Origin of the sequence: Sphingomonas sp. MS122 (assembly GCF_049532975.1) — a bacterium.
GTDB lineage: Bacteria > Pseudomonadota > Alphaproteobacteria > Sphingomonadales > Sphingomonadaceae > Sphingomonas.
Genome location: NZ_CP186695.1, coordinates 3834748 through 3857996, shown reverse-complemented (window position 1 = coordinate 3857996; position 23249 = coordinate 3834748). Strand labels below are relative to the sequence as shown.

The window sequence follows — 23249 nt, the reverse complement described above, 5'->3', positions numbered from 1 at the left end:
GCCCCTCCCGGCTCAGAAAATGTAGGCGAGCAGCGCGTCGTCCGGCGCGATGCCGAGCAGCACGAGGTCGGGTGCCGCATCCTCGGCAGGCGCGAAGTCCGCCCCGGCCTCCGCAAGCGTGAACCCCGCTGCGGCGCCGCTGCCGGTGAGCATCACGTCGCCGCTGGTCAGCTGCGCCCTGGTCACCCCGGTCAGCGTCACGCGATTGCCGCCGCCCAGCTCGATGAAACTGTTGCCGCTGCCGTCGTCCTGCGTCGCCGCGAGCACCGCGTCGAAGTTGGCGAAGCCCAGCGCGGAGAGGTCGAGCTTGTCGATCCCCACCCGGAAATCGGCGATCCGGTCCACGCCCGACCCGGTACCGAACACGAACGTGTCCGCCCCGCCATCGCCATAGAGCACATCGTCCCCGCCCATGCCGTTCAGTCGGTCGTCGCCACCGCCGCCCATCAGCCAGTTGGTCGAGGCGCTGCCCGTCAGCACGTTCGCCGCGTCGTTGCCGACCGCGTAGAGGGTCGTGCCGACCAGCGTCAGGTTTTCCACATTCGCGTCGAGAAGGTACATCTGCCCGGCCATGTCGGCGAACACCGTGTCGGTACCTTGGCCCGCACTCTCCAGCACCTCGCCCGCGCGGTCGACATGATAGCTGTCGTCGCCGGCCATGCCGATCAGGAGATCGGCCCCGGCGCCGCCGGTCAGGCTGTCATTGCCCCCGCCAGCGAAGATCACGTCATTGCCGTCGTCGCCATGGAGCGTGTCGTTGCCGTCGCCGCTGGTGATGCCGTCGTCGCCGCCCCAGCCATGGATGGTGTGGCCGCTCCCCGCGGTGGCGACGATGTTGTTGCCCTGGTCGTTGCCGGCCCCGACGAAGCTGCCGGTGCCGATATAGGTCAGGATCTCGACATGGCTGCTGAGCTGCATGCTCGACAGCGCCGTGCGCACCTCGTCGCGATTGCCCTCGCCGGCCGCCTCGGCGACGATGTCGCTGGCGTCGTCGATAAAATAGACATCGTCGCCGGTCATGCCGAGCAGGATGTCGGTCCCGGCGCCGCCGGTCAGGCTGTCGTTGCCGCCGCCGGCATAGATCACGTCATTGCCCTCATCGCCATAGAGCGTGTCGTTGCCGTCGCCGCTGGTGATGCCGTCGTCGCCGCCCATGCCGTAGATGGTATGCCCGGCCCCGGCGGTGGCGACGATGTTGTTGCCCTGGTCGTTGCCGATCGCGAAGAAGCTGCCGGTGCCGGCATAGGTCAGCATCTCGACATGATCGCCCAGCCGCATGCTCGAGAGGGTGGAACGCACCTCGTCGCGGTTGCCGGCATTGGCTTCCTCGACCACCTGGTCGCCGGCATTGTCGACATAATAGATGTCGTCCTCGGTGCCGCCGGTCATCAGGTCCGCCCCGGTGCCGCCGTCGAGCACGTCGGCGCCGCCGTTGCCGGTCAGCGTGTCGTTGCCCCCGCCGCCGAGCAGCGTGTTCGCGACTTCGTTGCCGGTCAGCACGTCCCAATAGATCGAGCCGGTGAGGTTCTCGATATTGTACAGCCGGTCGCCTTCGCTCGAATCGCCCCGCGCGCTGGTCGCCGCCTGGCCCAGCGTCACCGTCACGCCCAGCGCCGCGGTCGAATAGTCGACCGTGTCCTTGCCGGCCCAGCCGTCGAGCAGATCGGCGCCCGCGCCGCCGATCAGCGTGTCGTTGCCCTCATAGCCGTACAGCAGGTCGTCGCCGTCGCCGCCCGACAGGATATTGTTCAGCGCGTTGCCGCGGATCATGTTGGCCAGGTCGTTGCCGGTGCCGTTCAGCGCCCCGCCGGTGAGCGTCAGATGCTCGACATTCGCGCCGAGCGTGTAGCTCACGGAAGACTCGACCCGGTCGATGCCACCCCCGGCCAGCTCGGTGATGATGTCGCCGGCATGGTCGACGAAATAGGTGTCGTCGCCCGCGCCGCCGGCCATCGTGTCGGTGCCGGCGCCGCCGTCGAGCCGGTCGTTCCCGCTCCCGGAGCGCAGCACGTCGTTGCCGCCCAGGCCGTCCAGCACCGAATTGCCCGAACCGGCGGTGCTGTCGATCACATTGTCGAGATCGTTGCCGGTGCCGGCGGACCCGCCCGATCGGGTGAGCGTGAGATTCTCGACATTGGAGCCCAGCGTATAGCTGACCAGGCCGGTCACGACGGTGTCGACGCCTTCGGCTTGTGCCTCGACGACGATATCGCCGTTGCCGACCAGATAGGTATCGTTGCCGTCGCGGCCGATGAAGGTGTCGGCATCGGCCGTGCCGGCGAAGGTCTCGTTGCGCGCGCTGAGGTCGATCAGCTGCAGGCGGCCGACCGACGAATTGTCGAGCACGCTGATATAGCTGCCGTCAGCGGAGATGTGCAGCTGATCGCCATAGCCGATGTTGTTGTGCCAATCGGATCCGGTGACCGAGATGCGTTCGACCAGTGAGAAGTCCGAGACCCGGTACTTGTCCACGGCGCCCTGGTCGATCTGATAAACGTAGAGGTAAGTACCGGTTTCGTCGAACGTCAGGCCGTCGATGAAGTTGGAAGGCAGCGTGAAGAACCGCTGGAAGTCGAGATTGAGGTCGTAGACGGCCACCGTATAGTGGTAGAGATACTGCACCGCGAGCCCGGCCGCCTCGCTGACGGCCTGGATTCCCCACACGAATCCGCCGGACATGCCCTTGTCGAATTCATAGGTGTCGCCACGCGCGACGATGCTCTGCGTGCGGTCGTCGTACAGATAGGATGGGCCGCTGGAAATTCCCGGCTCGCCGATCAGCGTGAGGTGATTGTCCTCGGTCAGCACCCATCGCGCGCTGCTGTATCTGACGGCGGAATCGAGGGGCGTGAATTGCCCCGTATCCAGATTGAGACGCTGAGCCGTCGGGCCGGTGACGATCGCCGTGTGCGCGTCAACGATCTCGACATCATGGAACGAATTGTTCGGGGCCATGTAATCCTGGACCGTTCCGGTCGCGGTTGAAACGCGATGGACGATCCCCGGCGTGCCACCCGCTCCGCTGGTCTTCTCGGCGACCAGAAGAAAAGTGCCGTCCTCGGAAAGGCTCATTCCGCCAAGCGTCGTACCCACGTTCCAGGTCGTGATCAGGCCGTGCGTGGCGGTGTCGAAGACATCGATCTTGCCGTCACGCCGCGCAACATAGAGCAGCGATCCGTCGTTGTTGAACAGGGTGCTCGCCACGCCCGATGCTTCGAGCTGATAGGTGCTGTACGCATTCGTTCCAGTGAAAGTCGGCACATCATCCCCCGTTTTTGCCGTCATAGCGTCGGTGCGTTGCATGGAGCAGCGCGGCCGGCAACCGCCTAAGCGTTTATTTCGCACGCGATTTGCTTTGTTCCGGGAGAAAGCGGGCGAAGATGACGCGGCGATGACCATCTTCGCCGCGATTTGCACCGGAAACGCGACGTCCCCCTCGCAGGCGCGCACCCGCGCCCCTATCTCCCCACTAGCTTCCCCCAAAGAACAAAGCTAGAACTCACTCACTATGCTGACTCACATCTCCGTCCGCGGCGCGCGCGAGCATAATCTCAAGGGCGTGGACATCGACATCCCCCGCGACACGCTCACGGTCATCACCGGCCTGTCGGGCAGCGGCAAGTCGAGCCTCGCCTTCGACACCATCTATGCCGAGGGCCAGCGCCGCTACGTCGAGTCGCTGTCGGCCTATGCGCGCCAGTTCCTCGAGATGATGCAGAAGCCCAATGTCGAGCATATCGAGGGCCTGTCGCCGGCGATCTCGATCGAGCAGAAGACCACCAGCCGCAACCCGCGCTCGACCGTCGCGACGGTCACCGAGATCTACGATTACATGCGCCTGCTGTGGGCGCGCGTCGGCATCCCCTACAGCCCGGCGACCGGCCTGCCGATCGCCGCGCAGACCGTCAGCCAGATGGTCGACCGCGTCCTCGCTTTGCCCGAGGGGACGCGCCTGCTGCTCCTCGCCCCGGTCGTGCGCGGCCGCAAGGGCGAGTATCGCAAGGAGCTGCTCGAATGGCAGAAGGCCGGCTTCCAGCGCGTCCGCATCGACGGCGAGACCTATCTGATCGAGGAAGCCCCCGCGCTCGACAAGAAGTACAAGCACGACATCGAGGTGGTGGTCGACCGCCTCGTCGTGCGCGACGACATCGCCACCCGCCTCGCCGAAAGCTTCGAGACCGCGCTCAAGCTCGCCGACGGCCTCGCCTATATCGACCTGATCGACACCACGGTCGACGAACTCGCCGGCAACCGCGTCCAGGAAGCGCCGCAGAAGTTCATCGCGGAAACAAACGCCACCGGCGGCTCGATGAAGGGCACCGGCGTCCCCGACAACCGCATCGTCTTCAGCGAGAAGTTCGCCTGCCCGGTCAGCGGCTTCACCATCCCCGAGATCGAGCCGCGCCTCTTCTCCTTCAACGCCCCGCAGGGCGCGTGCCCGGCGTGCGACGGCCTCGGCGAGCGGCTGGTGTTCGACGAGGACCTCGTCGTCCCCAACCACGACCTCTCGATCAAGAAGGGCGCGGTCGTCCCCTGGGCCAAGTCCAACCCGCCCTCGCCCTATTACATGCAGGTGCTCGGCAGCCTCGCGCGCGAGTTCGGCTTCAGCCTCGACACGCCGTGGCGCGACCTCCCGGGCGAGGTCCAGCTGATCATCCTCCACGGCACCGCCGGCAAGCCCGTCACGCTCACCTTCGTCGACGGCAAGAAGTCCTACGACGTCAGGAAGCCGTTCGAGGGCGTGATCGGCAACCTCAACCGCCGCATGCTCCAGACCGAGAGCGCGTGGATGCGCGAGGAGCTCAGCAAATACCAGGCCGCGCATGCCTGCGAGACCTGCCACGGCGCGCGCCTCAAGCCCGAGGCGCTGGCGGTCAAGATCGCCGGCCGCGACATCTCCAGCGTCACCCGCCTCTCGGTCACCGACGCGCTGCCCTTCTTCGCCAGCCTGCCGCAGGACCTCACCCCCCAGCAGCAGGAGATCGCCCGCGCGATCCTCAAGGAGATCGACGAGCGCCTCGGCTTTCTCAACAATGTCGGGCTCGACTATCTCAACCTCGACCGCACCAGCGGCACCCTCTCGGGCGGCGAGTCCCAGCGCATCCGCCTCGCCTCGCAGATCGGCAGCGGCCTCTCCGGCGTGCTCTACGTCCTCGACGAGCCCTCGATCGGCCTGCACCAGCGCGACAACGACATGCTGCTCGCCACGCTCCGCCGCCTGCGCGATCTCGGCAACACCGTGCTCGTCGTCGAGCATGACGAGGACGCGATCCGCACCGCCGATTACCTGATCGACATGGGCCCCGGCGCCGGCGTCCACGGCGGCGAGGTCGTCGCCCGCGGCTCGCTCGAGGAGGTCCTCGCCACCGAAGGCAGCGTCACCGCCGACTATCTCAACGGCACCCGCCGCATCGAGGTGCCCGCCAAGCGCCGCAAGGGCACCGGCAAGAAGCTCACCGTCCACAACGCCACCGCCAACAACCTCACCGGCGTCACCGCGTCGATCCCGCTCGGCACCTTCACCTGCATCACCGGCGTGTCGGGCTCGGGCAAGTCGAGCTTCACCATCGACACGCTCTACGCCGCCGCCGCGCGCCAGCTCAACGGCGCCCGCGTCCTCGCCGGCAAGCACGACAAGATCACCGGGCTCGAGCATCTCGACAAGGTGATCGACATCGACCAGTCGCCGATCGGCCGCACCCCGCGCTCCAACCCGGCGACCTATACCGGCGCCTTCACCGCGATTCGCGACTGGTTCGCCGGCCTGCCCGAGGCGCAGGCGCGCGGCTACAAGCCCGGCCGCTTCAGCTTCAACGTCAAGGGCGGGCGGTGCGAGGCGTGCCAGGGCGACGGCGTGCTCAAGATCGAGATGCACTTCCTCCCCGACGTCTACGTCACCTGCGACGTCTGCCACGGCGCGCGCTACAATCGCGAGACGCTGGAGGTGAAGTTCAAGGGGCACAGCATCGCCGACGTGCTCGACATGACGGTCGAGGACGCGGTCGAGTTCTTCAAGGCCGTCCCCCCGATCCGCGACAAGATGGCGATGCTGGCGGAGGTCGGCCTCGGCTATATCAAGGTCGGCCAGCAGGCGACGACCCTCTCGGGCGGCGAGGCGCAGCGCGTCAAGCTCGCCAAGGAACTCGCCCGCCGCGCCACCGGCCAGACCCTCTACATCCTCGACGAACCCACCACCGGCCTGCACTTCGAGGACGTGCGCAAGCTCCTCGAAGTCCTCCACGCGCTGGTCGAGCAGGGCAATACCGTGGTGGTGATCGAGCATAACCTCGACGTCATCAAGACGGCGGACTGGATTTTGGATTTAGGCCCCGAAGGCGGCGTCAAGGGCGGCGAGATCGTCGCCGAGGGCACGCCCGAGCAGGTGGCGAAGGCGCCGCGCAGCTATACGGGGACGTATCTCGCGCCGCTGCTGGAGCGGGGTAGGGTGGGGGAGCGTGTGGCGGCTGAGTGATTTCGCCCGTTCAATCAGTTGCCAAAGTCCTTCATTAGAACGTCGAAGAACGGTCCGTTTCGCTTTTTCGCGTCTTCCAGTAGTTTGTCGTAGCCGAATATCTCCGTGTAAATCTTATTGTTTTTATGATAATGGAACATGCTTTTGTTGTCCCAAGCGGTTTGAAAGTCGTAATATTCTCCAACTTGTCGTAGTGACGGTTCGATATCGGCAATAATGAACGCGTTTATGAGCGTTGTGGAGGCGACTGCGATAGTGGCGCCGTCTTTTGTAATGAATGATCCTCGGGTGCGGATCTGCGAAACAGTGTCCTGAATCTGCTTAACAGGATCAGATCCATCCTTGCCCGCTCGGTAGTCATCGCGGCCTGGACGCTTGAATTCTACTACCATTACTGCGGAAGTGCCTTGGCCACCTGCAACAAACACCTCGTCGTAGAAGCCTATGTCGATTACTTTATCTCCAGAGGAGCGCCGTCCTCCATGGAGCGTTCGGTCGCTCGATACATATGAGACAAACGACAGGCGTTCATCTAGCAGCCATAAGTTATGTTGGTAATATTTTGTCGTCGTCGAATCCGTATTGCGCGGAAATATCAGCTCATGGACGGCATCTTCTGGATGCATTTTAGATGACGAATCGAGTCGCCTTAGGCGATCTGCAATTTCAATAACTGCTCGACGGTGAACGACGTATTCGCTTAGTGCATCTCTGTAGGTGTCGGTCACTTGAGAAAGTAATTGATCTTTTCGTTCTTGAAATTTTACGTCATCTTCAATTGTCTCTTTGAGATAAGACGTCCAGCGTCTCTCTGCTCTTAATCTTTGAATCGAAAGGTCGGAAACAAATCGCTCGGTGTTCCAGTTGTTTGGTTTCTTATCCACATATTGCTCGACGGTCTTCCCGGCTAGGCCAAAGCGAAGGAGGGGGTGGGACTGTAGTATTTCTGCGACGTTATTGCGTTGCTCCGTTTTTATCTGCTCGTTCTGATCTTTCTCGGTCTCCATGATGAATGAGCACGCTTTGTCTACGATCTCAGCGATATCTTTCTCGGATGCTTCAAGAAACGTTCGATCGTTATTTGCGTTCTCGTCGAGAAAATCTCCGCTGACGGAAGCGATGATGACGTACTCACTGCCATCGGTTCGCTGGAAGGATGTGCGCCCGAGCTTCGCTTCGATCGGGCGACCTTTGCCTAGAATTCTGCTATCTGCGAAGAACAGCAAGGCGTGGCGCTCAAATGGCGCGTTACGATCCGCTCGCGAAACGTCTAGCCGAAATTTATATTCTCGTCCGTCTAAGGTCAGTTTGAAATCGTGGCTCTCTTCGTAATGAAATACCTTTACGAAGTGGGTACGCAAATCAGTCTCAGACCCGTTATAAACGACTTTTGTATCTGGCATTTGCCCATTGACCAGATAGGTAAGAAAATTTTGAGTGATGTGGTTGAGGAACGACTTCTCACCCAACTCTTGCCACCGTTTGACGTATTCTTCCCTGACCTCGGAGTAGCGGACTGCGCAACCTTCATCGAAGGCGAAGTCTCGGCGGCCCCTGAGTCTTATAACTTCCTCTTCCTGATAAACGTCGAAGAGAAATCGAAATGTGATATCGGATCCTCTCAGCCGGCTCTCGTACTCGATCCGTTCAAATACTTTGAAGGCAATGAATCTTCCGAAGCCTTTACCATTTTTCCGAAGCTTGTTTCCGGTAAAAGGCGTCAAAAAGGCATCGAAGTTTTTGTTATCTAGTCCAGATCCGTTGTCGGTTATTGTGATGGAAAATTTACCGATATCACTGCCATCGACCACGTTGATTAGAATCTTACCTAGACTCTGAACATCCTTGGCTGGAATTTTCTCGGAGATGGAGTGGATTGAATTTGAAACAGCCTCAAACACCGGGAGCAAGAATCCGCCGATGTGCCGCGCTAGGTTGGTACGCTCTAGCACCGCAACCATATCCGGTTTCTTTAGTTCTGGCATTCGTTCCGCTCCCCTTTGGGTAACTTAAGCGAAGAATGACCACGAATGGAATACATTTAGCTCCGTCAGGATGTCGGGTAGCGTAGCGCAACCTCTTTACGTCCCAGCGTGTATCGGTCTCCTCACTGCCCCCCGATCTAGAACAAAAATAGAACTTTCCTACAGCCCCCGTTCCGGCATACCTAACCGGTCCTCCAAACCACACGAGAGGACCGACCATGAACGCGATCACGCCGACCGAAGCTGACCTCACCTTCGACCACGCCGCCTTCCACGAGCTCGAGCCCGGCGTCCCCGATACCACGCGTTACGACGGCTGGACCGCGGACAAGCAGAAGCGCTTCCTCGTCGCTCTGTCGCGGGGGCACAATGTCGGCCAGGCCTGCGCCATCGTCGGCATGTCGCGCCAGTCGGCCTATGCGCTGCGCACCGCCGCGCGCGGCGCCGCCTTCCGCCTCGGCTGGGACGCGGCGCTGCTCCACGCGCGCGACGCGCTCGCCGACGAGCTGATGGACCGCGCGTTCAACGGCGTGCGTGAAAGCGTCACCACCGATGACGGCCGCACCACCACCCGCCACCGCCACGACAATGCCCTGGCGTTCCGCATGCTCAACCGGCTCGACAAGCGCGCCGATGCCGCCTGTACTGACGCCAATGCCGCCGCCGTGCGCCTCGCCGCCGCCGATTTCGAGCAGCTGCTCGACCTGATCGCGCAAGAGGCCGCGCCCGCCCGAGCCGGCCTGTTCCTCGCCGCGCGGCTCGGCGCGGTCGCGGGGGAGGCGCGCGAGGACGATCTCGCCCCGATCCGCGCGCTCGCCCGCGCCGACCGCTGGCTGCGCACCCATGTTGATGACGGGCAAGGAATATCCACCGCCGATCTCGATCCCGCCGGGCGTGCGGGCTGGACCGCCGAGCAATGGGCCCGTGCCGAAGCCGCCGGCCTGGTCCAGCTCGCGCCGCCGGAGCCCGAGCCGGAGCCGGAGATGGACGAGATGACCCGCGAATTGTGTCAACTTCGTCAACTTGACCAGGAACGGCGTGCCCAGCGCGTCTGGTGGTGTGACTATCGTGATGATTGGCGTACCAACTTTCCGCCGCCCGCGGATTTCATCGGCGAGGAAAATGGTGAGCCGGGCGAGGAGGGATATGGGCGCGAGCTGACGCCCGAAGAAGAGGAGGCGCTTGAAACACTGCGCGAGCGGGAACTCGCCCCCTTCGTCGCCGCCGGCCATGTCGAGCGCGAAGCCTGGCTCGCGCGGTGCCGTGGGGAGACGGTTGCCGATGAAGCATGGGAAGGAGAGGAAACGCTCACCATGACTTGAAATCGCGCATCCCCCCACATCGGGGCATGGCGGATTGCGCATCGGGTCGCTAGGTTGGCGTCCGCATGTCCGACTCCCTCGATCTCGGTGAACCCCCGCAGCCGCGCGACGCCGTCTATCGCGTGCTCGCGCGCAAATACCGGCCGCAGACCTTTGCCCAGCTGATCGGGCAGGATGCGATGGTGCAGACGCTCGGCAACGCGATCAAGCGCGACCGGCTGGCGCATGCGTTTCTGCTGACGGGCGTGCGCGGGGTCGGCAAGACCTCGACCGCGCGGCTGATCGCCAAGGCCTTGAACTGCATCGGGCCGGACGGGCAGGGCGGGCCGACGATCGATCCGTGCGGCGTGTGCGAGCCGTGCCGCGCGATCGCCGAGGGGCGGCACATCGACGTGATCGAGATGGACGCGGCGAGCCACACCGGCGTCGACGACGTGCGCGAGATCATCGACGCCTCGCGCTATGCGGCGGTGTCGGCGCGCTACAAGATCTACATCATCGACGAAGTCCACATGCTGTCGAAGAACGCGTTCAACGCGCTCTTGAAGACCTTGGAGGAGCCGCCGGGCCATGTGAAGTTCCTGTTCGCGACGACCGAGGTGCAGAAGGTGCCGGTGACGGTGCTCTCGCGCTGCCAGCGCTTCGACCTGCGCCGCATCCCGGCCGAGAAGCTCGCGGCGCATTTCGCCGAGGTGGTGGCGGCCGAAGGCGCCGAGGCGGAGCCCGAGGCGCTGGCGATGATCGCCCGCGCGGCGGAGGGCTCGGCGCGCGACGGCCTGTCGATCCTCGACCAGGCGATCGCCCATGCCGGCATGGAGGGCGGGGCGGTGACGGCGGAGGCGGTGCGGGCGATGCTCGGCCTGTCCGACCGCAACGCCATCCGCGCGCTGTTCGGGCTGGTGATCGCAGGCGACGGCCCGGGCGCGCTGTCGGCGCTGCGCGACCAGTACGACCTCGGCGTCGATCCGCAGGCGGTGCTGAAATCGCTGCTCGAGACCGTCCACCGCGTGACGCTGTCGAAGCTCGGCAACGAGGCGATCCCCGGCCAGGCCGCCGAGGAGACCGCGGCGCTGGCGGAATGGGCCGCGAAGCTCGGCTTCCCCGCGCTGCATCGGTTGTGGCAGCTGCTGCTCAAGGGCCATGACGAGGTGGCGAAGGCGGCGCTTCCGATCGAGGCGTGCGAGATGGCGCTGCTCCGCGTCATCCACGCCTCGACCCTGCCCGACCCGGGCGAGCTGGCGCGCAAGCTGGCCGACGGCATGCCGGTCGCCGCCGCGCCCGCCGCGGCGCCCGCGGCCCCGGCCGAGCCGCCCGCGCCGCGCGACCTCGCCGAGGTGCTGGCGCGGCTCGAGGCGGCGCACGAGCATCACGTCGCGGCGCGCGCCCGCAACCTCATCCGCGTCATCGCGTTCAACGAACCGGTGATCGAGGTGAGCAGCCAGGGCCTGCCGGCCGACCTGGTCAGCGATTTCGAGCAGGCGCTCCGCCGGCATCTCGGCAAGCGCTGGTCCTTGAAGGTGACCGCGGCGCCGGGCGGGCAGACGCTCGCCGAGATCAAGGCCGCCGAAGCCGCGGCGGAGCGCGATGCGGTGCTGGCCTCGCCGGTCGTCGCCGCCGCGCTCGAAGCATTTCCCGACGCCGAGCTGATCGGCTGGACCCCGACCCGGAGGACCGCATGAAGAGCATCGAAGACATCATGGCCATGGCGCAGAACGTCCAGAGCGAGCTGACCAAGGCCCAGGCCAATCTCGACACGATCGAGGTCGAGGGCGCCTCGGGCGGCGGGCTGGTCAAGGTCAAGGCCAGCGCCAAGGGCCGCATCATCGGCGTCGACATCGACGAGAGCCTGCTCGCGCCGAGCGAGAAGCAGATGCTCGAGGACCTGATCGCCGCCGCGCTCAACGATGCGCGGACCAAGGCCGACGCCGCGGCGCAGACCGAAATGTCGAAGCTTTCCAGCGGCATCCCGCTGCCCCCGGGCTTCAAGCTGCCTTTCTGAATATTTCACAACGGGAACAATCGCTTCGCCGCAGCCGTTAGTGTCGCCGTCTGAACCCACAACGGGAGATGCGAAATGGCTGACGAACGGATTGTCGAACGTGATGACGGGGTGACCGCGGAGCGCGTGACCGAACGCGATACCGGCGGCACCACGACCATCGTCGAGCGCCGCGGCGGAGGCGGTGGTCTGATCCTCGGGATCATCGCCCTGATCATCGTCGTGGTCGGCGCCTTCTACTTCTTCAACGAGAACAGCAGCGAGACGCGCAAGGACGACGCCATCGCCGAGGCAGCGAAGAGCGTCGGCGACGGTGCCGAGAAGGTCGGCGACGCGGCCAAGAAGGCTGGCGACCGGATCGAGAAGGGCGCGGAAGAGACGACCAAGTAACCGCGCGGGCTTCCTGACGATGAGAAAGAACGTCAGGGGAACGTTTCAGATCGGCGGCGTGTAGGAAAGTGTTTTCTGGCAAGGCTCAGCGCAGGCAGGCGTCCAACCCTTCCCGCTGAACCACGCCGATCCGCGCGGCGATCGAATTGCCGTAGCGGCGGGTGAAGCCCCTCGGGGCGACACCCGCCCTTTTCTTGGGCAGCGGGAGCACCGCGGCGATGCGCGCGGCCTCGGCGCGGGTCATGTTCGCCGCGCCGTGCCTGAAATAGCGCTGCGCGCCGGCCTCGACGCCATAGGTGCCGATGCCGGTCTCGGCGACGTTGAGATAGACCTCCATGATCCGCTTCTTGGGCCAGATCAGCTCGATCAGCACCGTGAACCACGCCTCCAGGCCCTTGCGGAAATAGCCGCCGCCTTGCCACAGGAAGACGTTCTTGGCGGTCTGCTGGCTGATCGTCGAGCCGCCGCGCAGCACCTTGCCGCCTTTGGCGTTGCGGTACATCGCCGCGGCGATCGAATCATAGTCGAACCCGCCATGCGTGCAGAAGGACGAATCCTCCGCGGCGATCGCGGCACGGGCCATGTCGGGATCGATGCGGTCGAGCGGCACCCAGTGCTTGGTGATGCCATGGCCCGAGACCAGGTCGCCCGCCATCGTCAGCGTGAAGGGCGGGGGGACGAAGCGGAACAGCGCGACCAGCAGCAGCGAGCCGAACACGAAGATCAGCAGCGCCTTGCCGGCCCAGACGATGAGCCGGCGGCCCCAGGACCGCTTTCCCGCCGCTGCCAACGCTTAGCCCCCCGTCGCGCGATCAGCCGACGGTGAGCAGCCGGCGGTCGCCCGCCAGCCGCATCATCGCCTTTTGCAGCTTCTCGAACGCGCGCACCTCGATCTGGCGGACGCGCTCGCGCGACACGCCATAGACCTGGCTGAGCTCCTCGAGCGTCTTGGGATCGTCGGTCAGGCGGCGCTCGGTGAGGATGTGCTTCTCGCGCTCGTTGAGCTCGTCCATCGCCTCGACCAGCATGCCGTGGCGGACGTCAGCCTCCTGCGCCTCGGCGACGACTTCGTCCTGCAGCGCGCTGTCGTCCTGCAGCCAGTCCTGCCACTGACCCTCGCCGTCCTCGCGCATCGGCACGTTGAGCGACGTGTCGCCGCCCATCGCCATGCGGCGGTTCATCGAGGTGACCTCTTCCTCGGTCACGCCCAGATCCTTGGCGATCTTGGCGAGATGCTCGGGGGAAAGGTCGCCGTCCTCGAACGCGTCGAGCTTGGCCTTCATCCGGCGCAGGTTGAAGAACAGCTTCTTCTGCGCGGCGGTGGTGCCCATCTTCACCAGGCTCCACGAGCGCAGGATGAATTCCTGGATCGAAGCGCGGATCCACCACATCGCATAGGTGGCGAGGCGGAAGCCCCGGTCGGGCTCGAACTTCTTCACGCCCTGCATCAGGCCGATATTGCCCTCGGAGATCAGCTCGGACACCGGCAGGCCATAGCCGCGGTAGCCCATCGCGATCTTGGCGACGAGGCGCAGGTGCGAGGTCACGAGCTGCGCCGCAGCTTCGGGATCGCCATGCTCCTGGAAGCGCTTGGCGAGCATGTATTCCTGCTCGGGCGCCAGGATCGGAAACTTCTTGATCTCGGCCAGATAGCGGTTGAGGCTCGCCTCACCGCCCAGTGCGGGGATCGTCGCCGGGACGTTGCTTCCGCTTGCCATTGATCACTTACTCCCTTTGCTAGAACCTTCCCCCCTGTTGCGGCGAGGATGGCGTGCGACCCTCCGAAGACGGGCCAATGAACCTATACGACGAGCCTATCGAACAGTTCCTGCATGTCGGCAGGCATTTCGCTATCGAAAGCCAAAGCGTGGCTATTGATGGGATGGATAAACCCCAAATGCGCCGCGTGTAAGGCCTGACGATGGAAACCCAGGGTTTCCAGCACCTCACGATGTTCCTTTTTCGTTCTGCCATAGACCGGGTCCCCGATCAAGGGGTGGCCGATCGAGGCCATGTGGACGCGTACCTGATGGGTGCGCCCCGTCTCAAGCCTGCATTCGACCAACGCCGCTTCGTCGAGTTGACGAAGTTGACACAATTGCCAGTGTGTCACGGCGCGCTTGCCGCCCGAAACGATCGCCATCTTCTTGCGGTTCTGCGGCGAGCGGCCGAGCGGTGCGTCGATCGTGCCGCTTCCCGTCTTCGGCCGGCCCGAGACGATCGCCTTGTAGCGACGGTCGATCGAGTGCGCCTTGAACTGGCGCGCCAGGCCGACATGCGCGCGATCGGTCTTGGCGGCGACCATCAGCCCCGACGTGTCCTTGTCGATGCGGTGGACGATCCCCGGCCGCGCGACTCCGCCGATGCCCGACAGGCTGCCCCGACAGTGATGCAGCAGCGCGTTGACCAGCGTCCCGTCGAGATTGCCCGCCGCCGGATGGACGACGAGGCCGGCCTGCTTGTCGATGACGATCAGGTGCTCATCCTCGAACACCACGTTCAGCTCGATTTCCTGCGGCTCGTTATGCGCTTCGGCGGGCGCGGGGACGTCGATGCGGAACAACGCACCGCCCGGCGCCTTCTTCTTGGGATCGCGCACCGGGCCCTCGGGGCCGGTGACGTTGCCGGTCGAGATCAGCGCCTTGATGCGCTCGCGAGACAGCGTGGGCAGCGCGTCGGCCAAAGCCCGGTCCAGCCGCCAGCCATCCGCTTGCGGAGAAACGCGTGCTTCGAACGTGGAAACCCCCCGGCTCATTCTGATAGGGGAGATAGGAACGATGCTGGCCATTTCAAGAGATATATTGAACGAACTCGTTCAGAAATGCAAGGCGGTGGCCCCGCAAGAGGCATGCGGCCTGCTATTCGGTGCGGATGGCGCCATTTCGAGCTGGAGCGAGACGGCGAACGTCGCAGCCGATCCGCACCGCCATTTCGAGATCGATCCGACCGCGCTGTTCACGGCATTGCGTGCGGAGCGTGGCGGCGGGCCGCGGCTGGCCGGCTATTGGCACTCCCATCCGTCGGGCGATGCCGCGCCTTCCGCCACCGATGCGGCGATGGCGGCACCCGACGGCAGGCTCTGGCTGATCGTTGCCGGTGGGACGGTCACTGCGTGGCGGGCCGTGGAAGACGGCGCGCGGCACGGCCGGTTCGCGGCGGTGCAGCTCGAAGTCCGCTGACCTCAGCCGGCCGCTCGCCCGTCGTCACGCTTCCGCTCATGCCGCGCATCCATTGAGCGGTGCCGGCGCGTTCATGCGACGCCGGGAACGTTCCTGACTCGACATGCGTTCGCCATTGAAATCGCAGGGAGAGTCTCATGCTTTGGACCATCGCCATCATTCTCATCATCCTTTGGCTGCTGGGGTTCAGCCTGCAGATCGGCAGCGGCCTCATTCACCTGCTTCTGGTGATCGCCCTGGTGGTGATCGTCGTGCAGTTCCTGCGCGGTCGCCGCGGGGTGTGAAGTTCGCCGGAGCGGGTCAGTGCCCGCTTCCCCTGGCCAGCTGCGTGATCGCCTCCAGCGCGGCATCGAACCGCCCCTCGGCTTCGGCAAAGCGCAGGAACTTGACGCGCTCGACCAGGATTTCCGCCGGGGTCGGCGACTGGCCGAACAGCGCCACCACCTCGTCGGCGAACTCGTCGAGCGGCTGATAGCCTTCGCGCGTGCGCTGGCCCGGGGTCAGGTCGGTCTGCACCGCGGGAGGCGCCAGCTCGATCACTTCGACCTGCCCTGCCAGCGCGTCGCGCAGCGAGATGGTGTAGCTGTGGATCGCCGCCTTGGTCGCGCTGTAGGTGGAGGCAGCGACCAGCGGCACGAAGGCGAGGCCCGAGGTGACGTTGACGATCGCGGCATCCGCCTGCGCCTTGAGATGATCGACCAGCGCGTTGTTGAGGCGGATCGGGCCGAGCAGGTTGGTGGTGATCGTGGCCTCGGCATCGGCGAGGTCCCGGCGCGCGCCGATGTCCTCGTAGCGCATGATGCCGGCATTGTTGATGACGACGTTGAGCGCGGGGTGCGCCGCGACCAGCGTCTTCGCGAAGGCCTCGATCGCGTCGGCGCTTTCGATGTCGAGCGTCATCGCATGCATGTTCGCGCGGCCCGCGATCGCGGCCTCGAGCGCGTCGCGGCGGCGGCCGGCGATGATCACGGTGTTGCCGGCGTCGTGGAACCGCTGCGCCAGCGCTTCGCCGATTCCCGACCCGCCGCCAGTGATGAGGATGGTGTTTCCAGTGCGCTTCATGGGGTGCCTCCTTGCTTGATGGCGGCGATGTAGCGTATTACTTTCCAACAGAAAGAAGGCACCCAAAAGATTTATACTTACCAGAAAGAGAGTGTGAGATGGCGGTTGGCGTGGGCGAGTGGCATGCGGACGATCCGCGGGTCGATGCGCTGGTGAACGACCTGATCGGTGCGATTGCCGACAAGTGGACGATGATCATCCTGGAGACGCTGGAGGACAAGGGCGAGCTGCGCTTCACCCAGATCTCGAAACTGATCCCCGACATCAGCCAGAAGATGCTCACCCAGACGCTGCGGCGGATGGAGCGCGACGGGATGGTGACGCGCACCGTGCATCCGGTCGTGCCGCCTCGCGTCGACTATCGCCTGACCCCGCTGGGCGAGAGCCTGGGCGAGGCGTTCTGCGGCGTATGGCTCTGGGCCGAGGCGAACCTCGAGGGCGTGGCGGCGGCGCGCGAGACGTTCGACGCGCGCGAGCGTTGAGGTTCAGTTCCCTTCCGGCCCCCGATAGTCCGCGCCGTACACCGCCTTGCGGATATCGGTGTGCAGCGTGCCATCGAACGGCATCGTCTGGGTGAAGAATACCACCGCCATGCGGTTGGCCGGATCGACCCAGAACAGGGTCGAGGCCGCGCCGTCCCAGAAGAATTCGCCGACCGCGCCGCGATTGCGCTCGGGCGTTCCAGGTCGCGCCGTGCGCACCGCGAAGTCGAAGCCGAACCCGCCGTCGATCTTGCCCGGCAACCATTCCCGTTCCTTGATCGCGGGATCGAGCTGGTCGGTCGCCATCAGCCGGATCGTGGCGGGCTTGAGGATGCGCGCGCCGTCGAGCTCGCCGCCGTTCAGCAGCATGCGGGCGAAACGCATGTAATCGTCGATCGGCGCGACGATGCCGGCGCCGCCCATCGTCAGCTTCGCGCCCGGGAAATTCATGCGCTGCGTCATTTCGTCGGCCTGGCGGACGAGCTTGCCATCCTGCTTCAGATAGGTGGCGGCGAGGCGGGGGAGGCGGTCCATCGGCTGGTGCCACGCCGCCTCGCGCATCTTCAGCGGTTCGAAGATGTGCGTGCGGACATAGTCGGCGAACTTGATCCCCGAGAGCCGCTCGACCAGCAGCGCCTGGACGTCGACCGCGGCGCTGTAGTGCCATTCGGTGCCGGGCTCAGAGAGCAGCGGCACCGTGGCGAGGCGGCGGCCGAATTCGGCGAGATCGTTGTCGAGATTGAGCGGATTGGCGGCGGCGAACGCCTTGTGCGCCGCGGTGGGGCCATCGCCATAGGCGAAGCCGGCGGTGTGGCGCAGCACGTCGCGGATCGTGATCGGGCGGCTCGCGGCACGCCATAGCGGCTTGCCCGCGGCGTCGGTGCCGTCCTGCACCATTGCGCCCGCGAACGCCGGCAGATAGCGGGCGAGGGGATCGTCGAGCCGGAACTTGCCCTGCTCCCACAGCTGCATCAGCGCGACGCCCGTCACCGGCTTGGTCATCGACCAGATCTGCACCAGCGTGTCGCGGCGGAAGGGCTTGCCGCCCTCGCGATCGGCGGCGCCCTGAGCGCCGAAATAGACCTCGCGCCCGTCCTTCCACACCAGCGCCGAAACGCCGGTGGCGCGGCCGTCCTCGACCATCGCCGCGAGCATGCGGTCGATGCGCGCCCGATCTATCCGAAGCTTGTCGATGCGCGGCGTCTCCGCCGCCGGCCGCGCCTGCGCCAGCGTCGGCGCGGGCGCGGCGAGCAGGAACAAGCCGGTCAACGCTGTCATCGTCATATGGCGCATGAATCCCCTCCGTCGCTTTCGGACGAGGCTAACGGGCTTCGCGTCGGGACGAAAGATCGTTCGCTTGCAGCGATGCCGCCGCTGCGCCAAAGAGTTGCGCGGATCACCGGAGCATTCATGAACATTTCGCCGACCGACTTCGCCAGCCTGCTCTGCTCGCGCCTGTGCCACGACCTGCTCAGTCCGGTGGGCGCGCTCAACAACGGACTGGAGCTGCTGGCCGACGAGCATGACCCGGAGATGCGCGCGCGGTGCCTCGAACTGCTCGCCGAGAGCGCCAAGGCGAGCGCCAACAAGCTCAAATTCTTCCGCCTGGCGTTCGGCGCCGCGGGCGGGTTCGGCGACACGGTCGACACGCGCGAGGCGCAGGCGGCGATCGAGGGGCTGTTCGGCGACAATCACCGCGTCTCGATCGGCTGGATGGTCGAGGATCCGGTGCTGCCCAAGCAGGTGATCAAGGTGCTGCTCAACCTCGCGCTGATCGGCGGCGACGCGCTGGTGCGCGGCGGGCAGCTCGACATCGGCGCCGAGGCGCATGACGGCACGGTCGAGATCGTGGTGCGCGCGGAAGGGCCGCGCATCGTGCTCGACCAGGAGCTGCGCGGCGCGCTCACCGGCGATACCGGCGACGCCCCCGTCACCCCGCGCGCGGCCGCAGCCTATCTGGTGCACCAGCTGGTCGAGCAGGGCGGGGGCGAGCTCCAGGTCTCGCCGCCCGAGGCCGAGGTGCTGCTGTTCGGGGCGGCGTTCAAGGCGGGCTGACACCGGCGGAGATCGAGGCGATGGGCGAGGTCGGCGTCGGACTGATCGGCTATGGCCTGGGCGGGCGGGCGTTCCATGCGCCTTATGTCGGGGTCACGCCGGGGATGGCGCTGCGCGCGGTGGTGTCCCGCGATCCGGCCAAGGTGCATGCCGACCTGCCGGGGATGCAAGTGGTGCCCGATGTCGCGGCGCTGCTGGCGGAACCGGGCATCGACCTCGTGGTCGTCTCGAGCCCCGACGCGCTGCACGCCGGCCATGCGCTCGCCGCGATCCGCGCGGGCAAGCATGTGCTGGTCGACAAGCCCTTCGCGACGACGCTGGCGGATGCGCGGGCGGTGGCGGCCGAGGGCGAGGCGGCGGGGGTGGTGGTGACCGCCTTCCAGAACCGCCGTTGGGACGCCGATTTCCTGACGCTTCGCGAGCTGATCGCGGCGGGCGTGCTGGGCGAGGTCGTCCAGCTCGAGAGCCATTTCGATCGCTGGCGCCCGGTTCCGGCGGATGTGTGGAAGGAAGCGCGTCCGGGCGGGGCGTGGCTCGACCTCGGCCCGCATCTGGTCGACCAGGCGCTGCAGCTGTTCGGGCGCCCGCTGGCGATCGCCGCGGATATCGCGACGCTGCGCGAAGGCGCGCCGGCGCCCGACTATTTCCACGCCGTGCTGCGCTATCCCGGGCGGCGCGTGCTGCTCCATTCGAGCAAGCTCGTCGCAGACCATGGTCTGCGCTTCGCGGTGCACGGCACGCAGGGGAGCTGGATCAAGCACGGCATCGACCCGCAGGAGGCGGCGACCGTCGCGGGCGAGCGGCCGGGCGGCGAGGGCTGGGGGCACGATCCGGCCCCCGGCGTCCTGATCCGCGCGGGCGAAGCGCCGGTCGCGGTGCCGAATGCCCGGGGCGATTATCGCCTGTTCTGGCAGGCGCTCGCCGCCGCCGTGCGCGGAGAGGGGCCGAACCCGGTCCCCGCCGCCGACGCGATCGCCGTGATGGAATTGCTCGACGCCGGGCTGCGCAGCTCGGAAACTCGGCGCGAGATCGCGCTCGGCTGAAAACCCGTTCTGGCTAACCACGTCTTAACGCCTGCCCGTCCATGACCGCCATGTACGTGTGGGGGAGCCGTGGACGACCTGCTGCAAGAGTTCATCGCGGAAACGCGTGAGACGCTGGAAACGCTGTCGGGCGAGATCGTCGCCTGGGAGGCGAATCCGGACGATCGCGCGCGGCTCGACGCGATCTTCCGCTTCGTCCACACGGTCAAGGGCAGCTGCGGCTTCCTCGACCTGCCGCGGCTCGCGCGCCTGAGCCACGCCGCCGAGGACGTGCTCGCCGCGGTGCGCGCTGGCGAGCGCGTGCCCGACCGCGCGCTGGTCAACGCCGTGCTCGCGGTGGTCGACCGCATCGGCGAGCTGGTCGAGGCGATCGATTCGGGCAGCGCGCTCGACGCGCATGGCGAGGATTTGCTGATCGCGGCGCTCGCCGAGGGATCCGACGAGGTCATCCAGGCCGCCACGCCCGCCGCGCAGCGCGCGCCGGCGCGCAGCGTCCGCCTGAACGTCGATCTGCTCGACCGCATGATGAGCGGCATGTCCGACATGGTGCTCGCGCGCAACGAGCTGTCGCGGCGCCTGCGCAACGTCGAGATCGACCCCCAGGTCGAAGCGGCGCTCGAGCGCATGTCGGCCACCGTCGCCGACCTGCGCGACACCGTCACGCGCACGCGCATGCAGAAGATCGACGCGCTGTTCTCCGCGCTGCCGCGCATGGTGCGCGATACCGCGGCGAGCCTCGGCAAGTCGGTCAGCCTCCAGATCGACGGCGCCGAGGTCGAGCTCGACCGCGAGATGATCGAGGTGCTGCGCGATCCGCTGGTCCACATCATCCGCAACGCCATCGATCACGGCATCGAGGCGCCGGTCGAGCGCCGGGCCGCGGGCAAGCGCGAGAATGGCCGGCTCAGCGTCTCGGCGCGCCAGTCGGGCAACCAGATCGTGGTCGAGGTCGCCGATGACGGCCGCGGCATCGATACCGACCGGCTGATCCGCAAGCTCGCCGACACCGGCCGCGACGAACGCATGCTGCGCGCGCTCAGCGAACGCGCCAAGCTCGCCCTGGTGTTCGAGCCGGGCCTCACCAGCAAGGACGAGGTTTCCGAGGTCTCGGGCCGCGGCGTCGGCATGGACGTGGTCCGCTCGGGCATCGAGCAGATCGGCGGCCGCGTCGACCTCGACAGCGAGCGCGGCAAGGGCCTGCGCATCCTGATCCATGTCCCGCTGACCCTGTCGATCATCCCGACGATCGTGGTGGCGGCGGGCGGCCAGCGCTTCGCGGTGCCGCGCCAGGCGATCGAGGAGATCGTCAGCGAAGCCAATGAAGCGATCCGCATCGACCGTATCGGCAGCGCCGAGGTGGTCACCGTGCGCGACCGCCGCCTGCCTTTGGTCGAGCTCGCGCAGGTGCTGGGCATCGCCGACAATGTCTGCGCGATGCGCAGCATGCTGGCGATCGTCAGCGTGGGCGAGGGCAGCTACGCGCTGCGCGTCGACGACGTGCTCGACAATGAGGAGCTGGTGATCAAGCCCGCCGCGCCCGCGATCATGGCGACGGGCATCTATGCGGGGCAGACCCTGCCCGACAGCGGTTGCCCGATGCTGCTGCTCGACTGCGCGGGAATCGCGCGCGACGCCGGGCTGCAGTTCGTGCGCGAGGTGCTGGCCGACGAGGCCGAAGAGACCGGCGAGGCCGAAGCCGAGGGCATCGCCGCGCTGATCTTCGTCGATCTCGACGGCGCGCGCCGCGCGGTGCCGCTCGCCGTGGTCGACCGCATCGAGCAGGTCGATCCCGACGCGATCCGTCACGCCGCGGGCCGGATGCGGCTCACCATCGACGGGATGATCCTGCCGCTGGTCGCCCGGCGGGAGCTCGCCGGCGCCCCGCACTGGTCGGTGCTTCGCCTCAAAGACGGTGTGAGCGAGATCGGCTATGCCATTGCCGAAGCGGCAGATATCGTGACGCTTCCGCCCGAGATCGCGCGCGCCGCCCAGCCAGGGCCGATCGCCGGCGCGGTGCTGCTCCACGACGAGCCGGTCGAGCTGCTCGACCCGCACTGGCTGTTCGCCGAGCATGGCGAGCCCGACGACGACGCTGACGGCGCGCCGCTCTGCCTGCTCACCGGCGGGGACGATGGCTGGATGCGCACCTTCGTCCGCCCGATGCTCGAAAGCGCGGGCTATCGCGTCACCCTCGACCCGGGCGAGCCGGCCGATGTCGTGCTCGCGCTCGACGGGCCCATGGAGGGGCATCCGGCACGGGCGCCCGTGGTGCGCCTGCGCAGCAAGCGCGGCGGCGGCGGCGACGGCAGCATCTATCGCTACGATCGCGACGCGCTGCTCGGCGCGCTCGCCAGCGTGGCTCGGCGGGAGGCATGATGGAGAAGCTTTACCTGATCGCGCACGTCGCGGGCCAGGCGGTGGCGATCGACGCCGACCAGGTCGAATCGGTGGTCGATATCGGCACGATCGTGGCGGTGCCGCGCGCCGGCGGCCATGTCCGCGGGCTCGCCGCGCTGCGCAGCCGCGTCGTCACCGTGATCGACACGGTCGCCGCGCTCGGCATGGCGGGCGGGCAGGGCGCCAGCCGCGCGGTGATCACGCGCGTCGACGGGCACCATTATGCGCTGCTGGTCGATGCGCTCGACGACGTCGCGCCGTTCGCGCTGCAGCCGCTCGCCTCGGGCGTGCCCTTGTCGGAGGCGTGGCAGCGCGCGGGGCACGGGCTGGTCGAGCGCGATGGCGAGCCGATCCTGGCGATCGACCTGACCGCGCTCGTGCCGTCGGGCGTGCATGCCCAGGCCGCCTGAAACGACATTAACGCCGTGCTTACATCTTTCGGGCACAACTGCTGGTGAACGCGCCTAAATCCGGGAACGGACCAACATGAAGACCTGCCTCGTCGTCGATGATTCCAAGGTGATCCGCAAAGTGGCGCGGCACATCCTCGAAACGCTCAACTTCGAGGTGCGCGAGGCCGGCGACGGGCGCGAGGCGCTCGACGCGTGCCTCGATTCGGTGCCCGACGTGGTGCTGCTCGACTGGAACATGCCGGTAATGAGCGGGATGGACTTCCTGCGCGCGCTCAAGGACAGCGGCATCCCCGAAAAGCCCAAGGTCGTGTTCTGCACCACCGAGAACGGCATGGCCTATATCCGCGCCGCGATCGAGGCTGGCGCCGACGAATACGTCATGAAGCCGTTCGACCGCGAGACGCTCGAGAGCAAGCTCCAGATCGTCGGCGTCGCCTGAGGGCCGCGGCA

General features: G+C 66.2%; 20 protein-coding genes. 13 read left to right on the top strand and 7 right to left on the bottom strand.

The window, feature by feature from the left end; all coding sequences use genetic code 11:
• Positions 1 to 12 precede the first annotated feature (12 nt).
• On the bottom strand, positions 13 to 3261 hold the full coding sequence (locus ACO227_RS18365) for a hypothetical protein (protein ID WP_423603861.1): 3249 nt from the start codon (positions 3259 to 3261) through the stop codon (positions 13 to 15).
• A 247-nt stretch (positions 3262 to 3508) separates the two neighbouring features.
• On the opposite strand from ACO227_RS18365, the gene uvrA reads away from it, so the two are divergent.
• On the top strand, positions 3509 to 6472 hold the full coding sequence (gene uvrA, locus ACO227_RS18360; protein WP_423603859.1) for an excinuclease ABC subunit UvrA: 2964 nt from the start codon (positions 3509 to 3511) through the stop codon (positions 6470 to 6472).
• A 14-nt stretch (positions 6473 to 6486) separates the two neighbouring features.
• On the opposite strand, the gene ACO227_RS18355 is transcribed toward uvrA, so the two are convergent.
• Positions 6487 to 8457: an ATP-binding protein gene (locus ACO227_RS18355; RefSeq protein ID WP_423603857.1), complete on the bottom strand. Its 1971-nt coding sequence runs from the start codon at positions 8455 to 8457 to the stop codon at positions 6487 to 6489.
• Positions 8458 to 8675: 218 nt separating this feature from the next.
• Here ACO227_RS18355 and ACO227_RS18350 point away from each other — a divergent pair, with 218 nt between their 5' ends.
• From ACO227_RS18350 to ACO227_RS18335, 4 genes are all read left to right on the top strand, one after another.
• The gene (locus ACO227_RS18350) at positions 8676 to 9779 is read left to right on the top strand and encodes a hypothetical protein (protein ID WP_423603855.1); all 1104 of its coding nucleotides are present in this window, start codon (positions 8676 to 8678) and stop codon (positions 9777 to 9779) included.
• Positions 9780 to 9844: 65 nt separating this feature from the next.
• Positions 9845 to 11458, top strand: a complete 1614-nt coding sequence (locus ACO227_RS18345) for a DNA polymerase III subunit gamma/tau (protein WP_423603853.1) — start codon at positions 9845 to 9847, stop codon at positions 11456 to 11458.
• The gene (locus ACO227_RS18340; RefSeq protein WP_423603851.1) at positions 11455 to 11778 is read left to right on the top strand and encodes a YbaB/EbfC family nucleoid-associated protein; all 324 of its coding nucleotides are present in this window, start codon (positions 11455 to 11457) and stop codon (positions 11776 to 11778) included. Before ACO227_RS18345 ends, ACO227_RS18340 begins: the two co-directional genes overlap by 4 nt.
• A gap of 75 nt (positions 11779 to 11853) precedes the next feature.
• The gene (locus ACO227_RS18335) at positions 11854 to 12168 is read left to right on the top strand and encodes a hypothetical protein (protein WP_423603849.1); all 315 of its coding nucleotides are present in this window, start codon (positions 11854 to 11856) and stop codon (positions 12166 to 12168) included.
• Between the two features lie 85 nt (positions 12169 to 12253).
• On the opposite strand, the gene mtgA is transcribed toward ACO227_RS18335, so the two are convergent.
• From mtgA to ACO227_RS18320, 3 genes are all read right to left on the bottom strand, one after another.
• The gene (mtgA, locus tag ACO227_RS18330; RefSeq protein ID WP_423603847.1) at positions 12254 to 12958 is read right to left on the bottom strand and encodes a monofunctional biosynthetic peptidoglycan transglycosylase; all 705 of its coding nucleotides are present in this window, start codon (positions 12956 to 12958) and stop codon (positions 12254 to 12256) included.
• 22 nt (positions 12959 to 12980) lie between these two features.
• Positions 12981 to 13886 (bottom strand): RNA polymerase sigma factor RpoH, encoded by a 906-nt coding sequence (rpoH, locus tag ACO227_RS18325; RefSeq protein ID WP_423603845.1) that lies wholly within the window; start codon positions 13884 to 13886, stop codon positions 12981 to 12983.
• Between the two features lie 83 nt (positions 13887 to 13969).
• Positions 13970 to 14923 carry an RluA family pseudouridine synthase gene (locus ACO227_RS18320; protein ID WP_423603844.1) on the bottom strand — a complete coding sequence of 318 codons (954 nt, stop codon included), beginning with the start codon at positions 14921 to 14923 and terminating at the stop codon, positions 13970 to 13972.
• A 46-nt stretch (positions 14924 to 14969) separates the two neighbouring features.
• Here ACO227_RS18320 and ACO227_RS18315 point away from each other — a divergent pair, with 46 nt between their 5' ends.
• Both ACO227_RS18315 and ACO227_RS18310 read left to right on the top strand, forming a co-directional pair.
• Complete coding sequence (locus ACO227_RS18315) at positions 14970 to 15347, top strand: M67 family metallopeptidase (RefSeq protein ID WP_423603842.1); 378 nt, start codon at positions 14970 to 14972, stop codon at positions 15345 to 15347.
• A 137-nt stretch (positions 15348 to 15484) separates the two neighbouring features.
• Positions 15485 to 15631 (top strand): lmo0937 family membrane protein, encoded by a 147-nt coding sequence (locus tag ACO227_RS18310; protein WP_423603840.1) that lies wholly within the window; start codon positions 15485 to 15487, stop codon positions 15629 to 15631.
• Positions 15632 to 15647: 16 nt separating this feature from the next.
• Here ACO227_RS18310 and ACO227_RS18305 read toward each other — a convergent pair whose 3' ends face one another.
• Positions 15648 to 16409 (bottom strand): SDR family oxidoreductase, encoded by a 762-nt coding sequence (locus ACO227_RS18305; protein ID WP_423603838.1) that lies wholly within the window; start codon positions 16407 to 16409, stop codon positions 15648 to 15650.
• A gap of 98 nt (positions 16410 to 16507) precedes the next feature.
• On the opposite strand from ACO227_RS18305, the gene ACO227_RS18300 reads away from it, so the two are divergent.
• Positions 16508 to 16891: a winged helix-turn-helix transcriptional regulator gene (locus tag ACO227_RS18300; protein ID WP_423603836.1), complete on the top strand. Its 384-nt coding sequence runs from the start codon at positions 16508 to 16510 to the stop codon at positions 16889 to 16891.
• Positions 16892 to 16894: 3 nt separating this feature from the next.
• On the opposite strand, the gene ACO227_RS18295 is transcribed toward ACO227_RS18300, so the two are convergent.
• The gene (locus ACO227_RS18295) at positions 16895 to 18184 is read right to left on the bottom strand and encodes a serine hydrolase domain-containing protein (RefSeq protein WP_423603834.1); all 1290 of its coding nucleotides are present in this window, start codon (positions 18182 to 18184) and stop codon (positions 16895 to 16897) included.
• 117 nt (positions 18185 to 18301) lie between these two features.
• On the opposite strand from ACO227_RS18295, the gene ACO227_RS18290 reads away from it, so the two are divergent.
• The 5 genes from ACO227_RS18290 to ACO227_RS18270 all read left to right on the top strand — a co-directional run bounded on the left by ACO227_RS18290 (position 18302) and on the right by ACO227_RS18270 (position 23238).
• Positions 18302 to 18946 (top strand): histidine phosphotransferase family protein, encoded by a 645-nt coding sequence (locus ACO227_RS18290; RefSeq protein ID WP_423603832.1) that lies wholly within the window; start codon positions 18302 to 18304, stop codon positions 18944 to 18946.
• Between the two features lie 20 nt (positions 18947 to 18966).
• Complete coding sequence (locus ACO227_RS18285; RefSeq protein ID WP_423603830.1) at positions 18967 to 19989, top strand: oxidoreductase; 1023 nt, start codon at positions 18967 to 18969, stop codon at positions 19987 to 19989.
• 69 nt (positions 19990 to 20058) lie between these two features.
• Entirely contained in the window at positions 20059 to 22365 is a 2307-nt protein-coding gene (locus tag ACO227_RS18280; protein ID WP_423603828.1) for a chemotaxis protein CheA, read from the top strand.
• A complete protein-coding gene (locus ACO227_RS18275) occupies positions 22365 to 22796 on the top strand; it encodes a chemotaxis protein CheW (RefSeq protein ID WP_423603826.1) in 432 nt (143 codons plus the stop codon). Before ACO227_RS18280 ends, ACO227_RS18275 begins: the two co-directional genes overlap by 1 nt.
• A gap of 76 nt (positions 22797 to 22872) precedes the next feature.
• Entirely contained in the window at positions 22873 to 23238 is a 366-nt protein-coding gene (locus tag ACO227_RS18270; protein WP_265116739.1) for a response regulator, read from the top strand.
• The last annotated feature ends 11 nt before the right edge of the window (positions 23239 to 23249 follow it).